Source organism: Streptomyces sp. NPDC048442 (assembly GCF_040651475.1).
Lineage (GTDB): Bacteria > Actinomycetota > Actinomycetes > Streptomycetales > Streptomycetaceae > Streptomyces.
Map to the genome: position 1 here is coordinate 1 of NZ_JBEZKB010000066.1, position 5,952 is coordinate 5,952.

Below are 5,952 nucleotides of genomic sequence, written 5' to 3' on the forward strand. Positions count from 1 at the left end.
ACAAACGCGACTACATCTTCAACGGCACCCTCACCGTCGCAGCGATCGTCATCTGGCTCCGCGACACCGTCCAAGAGCCATCAGAAACGCCCTAGGTGTATTGACTCGCAGTGTTGTTGACGCGGCTGACCGGGGGCTGGCCTCCGAGTGCGGTGTGGCAGCGGTGGTGGTTGTAGGTGTGAAGGAAGTCTGACAGTGCTGCTGTTCGCTCGTCGTTGGTGGTGTAGGGCCGCAGGTAGGCCCATTCGTCGAGCAGGGTGCGGTTGAAGCGTTCGACCTTGCCGTTGGTCTGTGGCCGGTAGGGCCGGGTCAGTTTGCCGGCGGCGCCGAGTTCGGCCAGGGCGGCCCTGCAGGCCAGGCCTTTGCGGTACGCCCAGGCGTTGTCGGTCAGTACGCGTTCGATGCGGGTGATGCCGCGGCTGCGGAAGAAGGCGGCCGCGCGGGTGAGGAAGCCCGCGCAGGTCGCGACTCTCTCGTCGGGGTGGATCTCGCTGTAGGCCAGGCGGGAGTGGTCGTTCACGGCGGAGTGGACATAGTCGAAGCCCATCTGACTGCGGGTGGCCCGGCCTGCCTGGCGGCCCAGGGCCTTATGGCCGCCGCCGTTGGGGATCCGGCCGAGCTTTTTGACGTCGACGTGGATGAGTTCGCCGGGCCGCTGACGCTCGTAGCGACGGATCACGGTGCCGGTCGGGCGGTCGGTCCAGGACAGCCGATGGAGCCGGTGGCGGGTCAGGATCCGGTGGACCGTCGAGGCCGGGAGGCCCAGGATCGGGCCGATCCTCGCCGGTCCCAGTTTGCGGGACTGCCGCAGGCCGCAGACCTTGGCTTCGATATCGGCCGGCGTTCGGTGAGGTGTCGTGCGCGGCCGGCTGGAGCGGTCATGAAGGCCGGCCTCGCCTTCGGCTCGCCATCGCCGCATCCACTTGTGGGCGGTGACCCGCGATATGCCCATCTCGGCTGCGACGTGGGCAACCGGACGGCCCGACAAGACCCGTTCGACCAGCAGACGCCTACCGAAGACGGTCAGCCGGGCATTACGGTGGGACACGAAGACCTCCGTGCGGTGAGTTCCTAGACAGCTCCCACCACACCGGAGGTCTTCGTCATGTTCAAGACCTACCGAGTGTCAACAACGCTCGTGATCAATACACCTAGGTCGTGTGCCACCACCTCAGGGAAGAACACCGGATCGCGTCCGACCACCCGCCACCGCTCCAGATCAACTCCCGCGTTCCCGCCGGCGACCAGGTGCAGGCGCTCCGGCCAGATCTTTTCCCCCTCTCACCGGTACGCCTCCTGCCACCACCGAGCCACCACCGCATACGCCAGCCCGAACACCTCACCCGGATCCACCCCGGCCCGCACCGCACGCCGTTCCACACCCCGCCACCGCAGATGCGCGACACCCACCTCCGGAACACCCCGCACGTCCAGGCACTCCAGAGGCTGGTCAGCGTCAGCGTCCAACGCCCACCGCCCGTGCCGCACACACACCCGCTCCCACCGCGCCGCATACCGCACCACCCGCACCGGGCCGCCCGTACGCCGTGCTGTGCACAGCCGGCACCCGAACGCCACCGCACCCACCACCGCACCCCCCACCCGCCACAGCGCCCGCTCCACAACGTCCTGCTGCGCACCGAGCTTGGGATCCTCCCGACCCCAGGACGGCAACGCCCGCTCCAGCGCGCCCTCCGTGGCACTGCCCAGCCCCACCAGGGCGCGCCGGCCCGCCGCGTTCAGCAGCACCTCCGCATCCCACCGCCACGCCCCGCCCTCATGCCGAGGCCGTTGACCGACCCCCTTCCAGCAGGACAGCAGCGCCTTCTCCTCAAGCCCGTAGGCGGCTGCAATCCGGCACAGGTAGGGGAACGTCGTCTCCCCAGCAGGAGAGACACGCACAAGACCCCAGCAGACATCCGCCTCAACCTCCCGTGCTCTGTGACCACTCCAGGAGTTTCGCACCGCCCTGACGAACGGCTGCTTCCGCATCGTGGGCCAGCCCTTCGCACAGGGCCAGGAAGTTCGCCATCCCGGTACTCCCCGCGAGCGCATCGTGCACACCTGCCAGGATCCAGTCGCCGTGACTGTCACCGGCTCCGGCCACCGCCCGCGCAAGAACCTGGACCGGTACCGCCGTCCCCGCCCGTACCAAGGCCTTGGCCGTCCGCCGCGTCACCGCCGTGTCCTGGACGTCCAAGAGCAGCCCCACCAGCGCCTGCGCGGCCGCAGGATCCCCGGCGAACGAAGCGAGCACCCTCCCGGCCTGCGCACGCCGTAACCACGAAGACGACGACGCCCCCGCCAATGCCTCCAGCAACCCCTCCACTACGACCGACCCGCCCTCGCTGCCGTCCATTCCATGCCGATCTCGTCCAGCGCGGCCCGCCGTTCCGGGCTGAGCTTGTCCGCCCGTTTCCGCACGTTCGCGACCCACAATCCCAGCTTCGCGGTGCTCTCAGTACCCGCCCGAGCGCTTCCCGGTCCGTCGTCCGCCTCCAGGTGCTCCTCGTGCTTCCTGGGCACGTTCAGGTGTCCTTCGCGGGCGTGGAACGCCTGCGCTGCCCGCAGGTTGGTGGCCCATTTGTCGTCCTGGGTGCGCTTCACCGGCCGCTCCTCCTCGGCGGGTTCGAGTCCGAGGGCGTGTTCCAGGAGGTACTGCTGTACGTACGCCAGCTGCTCCCACCCGTACCGGCAGGACTGGACCCAAGCCCCCAAGTCCTCGCCCTGGACGACGAGTTCACCCGAACCGGTGGGCACGGTGCCGCCGTTCTTCAGGTGCTGCTGGGTGAGGCGCAGGCGCCGCTGCCAGGCTGTGTCCCAGGCCGGGCACCACCCAGGGTCGATTTCGTCGAGTGCGTCGCGCCGTGTCTCGGTCAGCGCCCCGGCTTCCGACTCGACAGGAAGGCCCGCCTCACGGCGCTCGGCGATCGTGCCCGCGATCTTGGCGGCCTTCCTCATGTTCTTCAGCCATGCCCCCAGCTTTCGTCCTTCCCACTCCGCCGACGCAGGCGGAAGGCAGTGCCCGTGCGCAGCCGTCCAGCTGCGCGCGCACTGCAGCCAGTCCTCGAACGCCTCCGCCAGCTCCAGAGGGTTCCAGACCATGCCCAGGTCATCGAGCTCGGCCACGCGGACTGGATCGAGCTTCCCGGCCCGGTAATACCGGCGTTGGTCCGCGTGCCAGACCCCCAGCGGATAGTTCCCGGGCGTCCAGCCGGGCGGGGTGACGAACGCGTACGGCACCAGCAACTCACTACCGCCGCCGCCGACTTCGGCCCGGTACTGCACGGTGGCCTCGATGCCGCGCCGCCAGTACGTGTTCTCCGGCTCGATCACCCGCAACCGCACGAACCGGGCGAGCTCCGCCGGGTCCCACGGCTCGGCGAACCGCAGCACCTCCCGCGCCGGCGCACGGAAGACCTCCCCACCACCCTCGTGCTGCTCCTGGCCCTCGCCCTCACCCTCCGTACCGCCCGCCTCGGCGGTCTCGTCGTCCTGCCAACTCCCGCTGCGCACACGGGGATCGGCAAGCGCTTCCACCAAGCGTGCGTCGTACGCACGCAACGCGGTGAGGATCTTCGCGAGGGGCTCGTGCCCCTTCGACGACAGCCTGCCTTCACCGCTTTCACCCTCGGGGGTGAAAGTGAAGATGACGAGACTGGCCAGTTTCTCTTTCCCGGGACGCAGCCGCAGCGCCCTACCTACCATTTGCACGATGTCCACCATCGACCCACGAGTGTCACAGAAAGCGACCGCGTCACAATTCACGGTATCGACGCCTTCACCCAAAACGCGAACCGAGGAAAGCACCCGCAATGCCGCCGGATATACCCCGTCCCCACGGTCGATGACGTCGGACCCGAATTCCTCCAGGACATCCCGCCGGTGGGCGGGGTCATGCTCGCCGTACAGCCAGTCCGCCCACACCCGCTCCGGCGCGTGGAACGTCTCGGGATCGCCCCGCCATAGCCGGTCTGCGACGCCGACGAGCCCGCCCGCCATGGCCTCGGCATCCGCTGTGAGGCTGTGGAAGCTGAGCACCTTCCGCATCTGGTGCCTCGCCGCCGCCTTCACCAACCCGGCCTGCAACGCAGCAAGCCGGGTCCCGCGCAGGACGTCGGACCCGTTCTCGGCCTCCTCCATCGCCATCCGCAGCTCGGGGTCGTCCACGTTGACGACCACCACCTGGAACGGTGCTACCAGGTTTTTGCTCACCGCCTCCGAGAGAGGCAGCTCGAAAGCCACCGGGCCGAAGATCGGCGAGTTGGGCTCCATGCTCGCGATCAGCCGCGGCACGGCCCGCCCGCCGCGCTGCGCGTCCCGCGTCGTTTCCCAGACGCGCGGGGTCGCGGTCATGTACAGCCGGCGCTCCGCCGGGATCTTCGCCTGGTCATGCACCGACGCCCACGGCTTCAGCCCGTCACCGCTCGTGCGGTGCGCCTCGTCCACGATGATCAGGCTCCACGGCCCGACCCCGGTCGTGTGGGCGCGCTCCAGGACCTTGTTGCCCAGCGACTGGTACGTCGCCAGCACCGTCACCTGCTCCAGCGACTGCACCCACTCCGCGAGCTCGGCCGGATCCGTGGTGCACGGCATCCCCTCCGACTGCGAGGGCCGCAGCCGGCACGCCCCCACCATCGCCCCCGTACGCCCGGCCGCGCGCCACGCCTGCGCCGTCTGCACCAGCAGATCCAGCGACGGCACGAGCACCAACACTCGTCGTGCGCGCAACTGCTGGGCGACGGCGGCGGCGATGCGGGTCTTGCCGCTCCCGGTCGCCGCGATCACCTGCGTCCGCAGCCCTTCCGGCGGCAACCCACCAACGGGCGCCTGAAGGGCGCGCAGTACGGAGTCGACCGCCTCTTTCTGGTGCGGGTACAGCGGATTTGCCGACATGGTCAGACCCCCCCTTTTTACTCGTCGTCCTGAGCGGATTCGGACTCGTGGTCAGACTCCAGAACGGTCACTTCTTCCACCGGGCCGAACTCCCATTCAGTGTCACAATTCCCGCAGTAACCATGTTCGTAGAAACTCACGTCAGGCATGCATCCCGTCCTGGATCAGGACGGGATGCAGAGGCATCTGATGATGGTTTTCAGGTCACGTAGTGCAGTTTTTCAGCGCTGTCGACTCTCGGTGCGCCGGAGTGGATGCTGTTTCCAGAGCATACCCGGCTTCCAAGTTTGACCCACATGGTTTGCAGAAGATTGTGTGGTGAGAGTGTTCCTGCTACGGTGGAACCTCAACTCAACAGCATTCCGGAAGTTTCAGTCCCCCTTCTTTCCCTTCGTGACAGAGTCTCGAAGGCTGTCAAGAAGCCTCTAAAATCTGAAAGCATGAAAGACAAGACCGAAACCGCATGTCGGATCTGCGGACTGGACGACGGAGAGGTGCTGTTCGACACACACGGTGTCCCTCAGTACGTCATCTGCGAGTGCTGCTACAACGAGTCCGGGATCGGCGACGACAACGTGGCGCAAGTCCGTGAAATGCGTGAGCACTGGATCGCCCAGGGCACCCCATGGTTTGACGCGGAGCGCAAACCTGACGACTGGGATCCGGTGAAGCAGCTCACCAACATCCCCACCAGGTGGCGATAACCGGACCGGAAGGCCTGAAGACCCCCAGTCGATGCGTACTCGCCGGCACGCTCCCAGAGCTCTAGGGTCGCGCGGAGCGCGACCCGTGGCCTGATCGCGGAGCGATCGGGCCGGGAGGCACGAAGTGCCGACCCCTCGTGCGGCGGAGCCGTGCGAGGGCTGTTGGGCCACGGAGTGGACCGGCAGCCTTGATCGCGGAGCGATCAAGGGAAGAGACGCGTAGCGTCTCCGCGTCGTGTTCGCGGAGCGAACCGCGCGCCACCTGTCACCGGGTGGCCGCCCCTCAGTCGCGCTCGCAGCTTCTCGCCGCGTGTGCTACTTCTTCTCGCCGCGTGTGCTACTTCGCGCGGTC

5 protein-coding genes are annotated in these 5,952 nt (G+C 67.7%); 1 reads left to right on the forward strand and 4 read right to left on the reverse strand.

The window, feature by feature from the left end; translation table 11 throughout:
- Positions 1-91 precede the first annotated feature (91 nt).
- The 4 genes from AB0D18_RS41140 to AB0D18_RS41155 all read right to left on the reverse strand — a co-directional run bounded on the left by AB0D18_RS41140 (position 92) and on the right by AB0D18_RS41155 (position 4,896).
- Positions 92-1,048 carry an IS481 family transposase gene (locus AB0D18_RS41140; RefSeq protein ID WP_362430832.1) on the reverse strand — a complete coding sequence of 319 codons (957 nt, stop codon included), beginning with the start codon at positions 1,046-1,048 and terminating at the stop codon, positions 92-94.
- Positions 1,049-1,281: 233 nt separating this feature from the next.
- Positions 1,282-1,902, reverse strand: coding sequence for a hypothetical protein (locus AB0D18_RS41145; RefSeq protein WP_362430833.1), 621 nt, complete (start codon positions 1,900-1,902; stop codon positions 1,282-1,284).
- 22 nt (positions 1,903-1,924) lie between these two features.
- Positions 1,925-2,257, reverse strand: a complete 333-nt coding sequence (locus AB0D18_RS41150) for a hypothetical protein (RefSeq protein ID WP_362430834.1) — start codon at positions 2,255-2,257, stop codon at positions 1,925-1,927.
- Between the two features lie 71 nt (positions 2,258-2,328).
- A complete protein-coding gene (locus AB0D18_RS41155; protein ID WP_362430835.1) occupies positions 2,329-4,896 on the reverse strand; it encodes a Helicase associated domain protein in 2,568 nt (855 codons plus the stop codon).
- A 440-nt stretch (positions 4,897-5,336) separates the two neighbouring features.
- On the opposite strand from AB0D18_RS41155, the gene AB0D18_RS41160 reads away from it, so the two are divergent.
- Entirely contained in the window at positions 5,337-5,600 is a 264-nt protein-coding gene (locus AB0D18_RS41160; RefSeq protein ID WP_362430836.1) for a hypothetical protein, read from the forward strand.
- Positions 5,601-5,952 lie beyond the last annotated feature (352 nt).

What these genes read in the sequence shown, in the direction of transcription:
- AB0D18_RS41160 (WP_362430836.1), top strand. Translation starts at nt 5,337, where the DNA reads ATGAAAGACAAGACCGAAACCGCATGTCGGATCTGCGGACTGGACGAC.
- AB0D18_RS41155 (WP_362430835.1), bottom strand. Translation starts at nt 4,896, where the DNA reads ATGTCGGCAAATCCGCTGTACCCGCACCAGAAAGAGGCGGTCGACTCC.